1 protein-coding gene is annotated in these 4,238 nt (G+C 34.8%); it reads left to right on the top strand.

The annotated features are described in order from the left end of the window. The coding region (locus ACWGOQ_RS23855) for a non-ribosomal peptide synthetase (protein WP_458202887.1) at positions 1-4,238 on the top strand (4,238 nt) is incomplete at both ends.

Here is a 4,238-nt window from a genome sequence, read left to right as displayed (position 1 = left end):
TTATTGCTTAATGATTTCGGTAGTCGAGAGGTTTGTTATCCTGTAGGGGAGACGATTTTGGATTTATTTTCGAGTCAGGTTGCTGCTTATCCAGAAAGGATTGCTTTGGTCTATGAGGATAACACTTATACCTTTAAGGAGTTAGACATTTTGTCGAGTCAGTTGTCTCATTGTTTATTGGCTAATTACACCTTGGATTTAGAGGATTTTGTAGGGATCAAGTTAGCTCGTAGTGAGTGGTTAGTGATCAGTGTTTTGGGTGTTTTAAAGGCTGGTTGTGCTTATGTTCCTATTGATCCTTCGTATCCTGCTGATCGTATTGCTTATATAGAGCGGGATAGTAATTGCAAGTTGACTATAGATGATTCTTTTTTATCAGGATTTAATGCTTCAGATTTTTCAGATGTTGCTCCAGATGTTGCACTTACCCCTTCTAATTTGGTGTACATGATTTATACTTCTGGATCTACGGGTACTCCAAAAGGAGTTATGGTAGAACATGAGGCTTTGGTTAATATTTCTTATGGTTGGCGAGATAGTTATGGATTGGAAGATATGACTGTTTCTTATCTTCAATTGGCTAGTTTTTCATTTGATGTTTTCTTTGGAGATTTTTGTCGTTGTATTCTTAATGGAGGTAAGTTGGTTATTAGCAATGATGTATTGACTATGGATTTTGATGATCTGTATGCTGTTTTTAAGAATCATCAGATTAGTATTGTAGAAAGTACTCCGGCATTATTAGTTCCCTTTTTTCAGCATCTGCATTCACAGGATTTACGTTTAGATAACTTAGAAGTTGTTGTTTTAGGTTCTGATACTTTAATGGTTAATGATTTACGTTTTTTATTAGCTAGTTATGGGGATCAGATTACGTTTATTAATAGTTATGGATTGACAGAATCCTCTATTGATAGTAGTTATTATAAGTTTGATTCTTCTTTTGATATTGATTCTTGCCGTCAGGTTTCGATTGGATTTCCATTTCCCAATACGAAGATTTATATTTTGGATTCTTCTTTTAATTTAGTTCCGCCAGGTGTAGTTGGAGAGTTATGTTTAGGCGGTCCTGGTTTGGCCAGAGGATACCTGAATCTTTCAGAATTAACAGCGAATCGTTTTGTTAATAATCCATTTGAAGAAGGAGCTCGATTATATAAGACTGGAGATTTAGCATATTGGTTAGCTGATGGTTCTATAGGTTATATAGGGAGGTCTGATTCTCAGACCAAGTTAAATGGTCGTCGTATAGAATTAGGAGAGATAGAATATTGTTTACAATTACTGGAAGGAGTTAGTGATGTTAGTGTTTTGGTAAAGGAAGGTACTTCTGGGGACAAGTTTTTAGTATCCTACTATGTTAGTTCTGAGGAAATAGATGTTTCAATTTTCCGTAGATTTTTATCGGATCGTTTACCAGAGTATATGGTTCCTATTACTTATGTAAGATTGGACGTTATGCCATTGACTCCAAATGGTAAATTAGACAGGAAGCATCTTTTAGGGATTGATTTATCAGTATTTTCTAGTACAGTTGTTTCAGTTTCTCCACGAACAACAGAAGAGTCTGTTTTAGTAAACGCATTAAGTTCGGTTTTGAATCGTGATTCAATTAGTGTGAAGGATAATTTTTATAATCTAGGGGGCGATTCCATAAAGTCAATTCAATTAGCATCTCGATTAAAACAAGAAGGTTATCGATTGAAGGTTGACCAAATATTACGTACCCCTGTTTTAGAGGACTTATCTCTTAAGATGACCAGAGATCTTCGTGAGATAGATCAATCTTGTGTTTCCGGTAGTGTAATGCTATCTCCTATTCAGCATTACTTTTTTAATAATGATGCAATCCAGGTTCGCGGTCATTATAATCAATCGGTTTTGTTAAAGAGTTCGTTACCATTAGATACTACCCTTTTAGGGGAATGTTTTAAGAGCTTGGTTACTCATCATGATGCCTTACGTATGGTATTCGATAGTTCTTCAGAGGAGGTTTCTCAATACAATTTGGATACTACGGGAGTACATTACACTCTTGAATATTATGATTTACGAGAAGAGCAGGATGAGTTATCATCGATGGAATTATTGGGTGAGCAATTACAATCCAGTATTGATTTAGGTCAGGGTCCATTATTTAAGATAGGTCATTTTCGTTTATCGGATGGAGATCGTTTAGCTCTGATTGTTCACCATTTAGTTATTGATGGTGTTTCTTGGCGTATTATTTTAGAGGATTTATCTACGTTATATACTCAATATGCATCAGGTTTTTCAGTTAGCTTACCATTGAAGACAGATTCATACCAATTATGGTCTTCCTTACAACATTCATATGCATCCGGAGATTCTTTAGGATCAGAGTATGAGTATTGGGATTCGGTTTGTGCTCAAACCATTGATTGTTTTCCAACAGATTTAGATGGTGATGACACAAGCGCATTAACTTTTGATCAGAGTGGTTCATTTTTGTTAGATGAAGATTTAACAGAATTGTTACAGACACAGGTTCATAAAGCTTATAATACGGAGATCAATGATATTTTATTAACCGGTTTAGGTTTGGCTATCCGAGATGTTTTTGGAGAGACAAAAAGTGTTATAGAGTTAGAGGGTCACGGTCGAGAGGATATTTTAGGAGATATAGATATTAGTAGGACGGTTGGTTGGTTTACTTCGATTTTTCCATTTGTTCTGGATGTTACAGAATCTGATTCATTAGGTTCGAGTTTGGTTAATGTTAAGGAGGACTTGCGTCGTATTCCCAATAAGGGATTAGGCTATGGTATGTTGAAGTATTTAGGTTCGGGATTAGCAAAAGATTTAGTTACTACGATTATATTTAATTATCTGGGAGATATAGGTAGTGGTTCGGTAGGATCTGATGAAGCCTCTATGTTTTCATATTCTTCAGAATCTATAGGTTCAGATATAGCTGTTAGTAATGGGGAGCATGCTTTATTGGATGTTTCAGGGATGATGATTTCGGGTCAATTACGTATGTCTATTGGGTATTCTTCATTATTATTTAGTAAAGATACTATTGCTCGTTTAGTTGGTTGTTATCAAGATCATTTAGCTCGTATGATTAGATCGTTGAGTAGAGAAGACACTACTTGTCTTACTCCTTCAGATATGACATTTAAAGGCTTAACTATTTCAGAATTATCAGCTATTACTAGCTTGGGAGATATAGAGGATGTTTACCGATTATCTCCTTTACAACAAGGTATTTATTATCATTGGTTGACCGATAGTTCCAAGACGATGTATTTAGAGCAGATGTCTTATCGTTTGCGAGCACCTGGTTTAGATATTGCTTCTGTACATAAAGCATATCAGGCATTGGTTGCTAGATATTCAATTTTACGAACAAGTTTCACTAATAATTATGCAGGGACACTACTTCAGGTTGTCCATAAATCTGTGGCGGATAATTTCCGTTATGAGAAGGTTTCAGGAGTGTATAATGATTCAGATGTAGTGTCATATATTTCAGAAGTAAAAGAATTAGATCGTTCTCGTGGTTTTGATTTAATTGATGATCATTCACAGATGCGATTACAGGTGTTAGATTTAGGAGATGATTCTTATGAGTTTATTTGGAGTCATCACCATATATTGATGGATGGGTGGTGTATGAGTATTGTGATTAATGATTTTTATCAATTATTAGATAGTATTACTACCGGTAAAGAGTTTAGTTTTTCTCCACCTATTTTATATGCTAGTTATATTGAATGGTTAGATGGTTTAGATCAGAATTCTTCTTTAGAATATTGGAAAGAATACTTATCTGGATATGAGAGTGTAGCAAGTATTCCATTTGTTAATACGAATACAGATATATCTTCTAGGAATTATACCCAGGAGGATCTTGTTCTTGAGGGTAGTGTTTTTGAGAGTATTAATAGCTTGTGTAGTGATTTGAATATTACTCAGAATACATTTATTCAGGGAGTTTGGGGGTATTTACTTTCTAGGTATAATAATACTAATGATGTGGTCTATGGTTTAGTTGTTTCGGGTAGACCAGGTGATATATCAGGAGTAGAGGATATGGTAGGATTATTTATCAATACAATTCCAGTTCGTATACAATATGAATTAGATGAGACTCCAAAAGATTTACTGACTAGGTTACAGTCAGAATCTATATCTAGTAATGAGCATCATTATTTGGAGTTATCCAAAGTACAATCCCAAAGTGATTTAGGGATGGATCTTATAAATCATAT

This window comes from Aquimarina ulvae, assembly GCF_053613295.3.
This window is presented reverse-complemented; position numbering and strand designations above follow the sequence as displayed.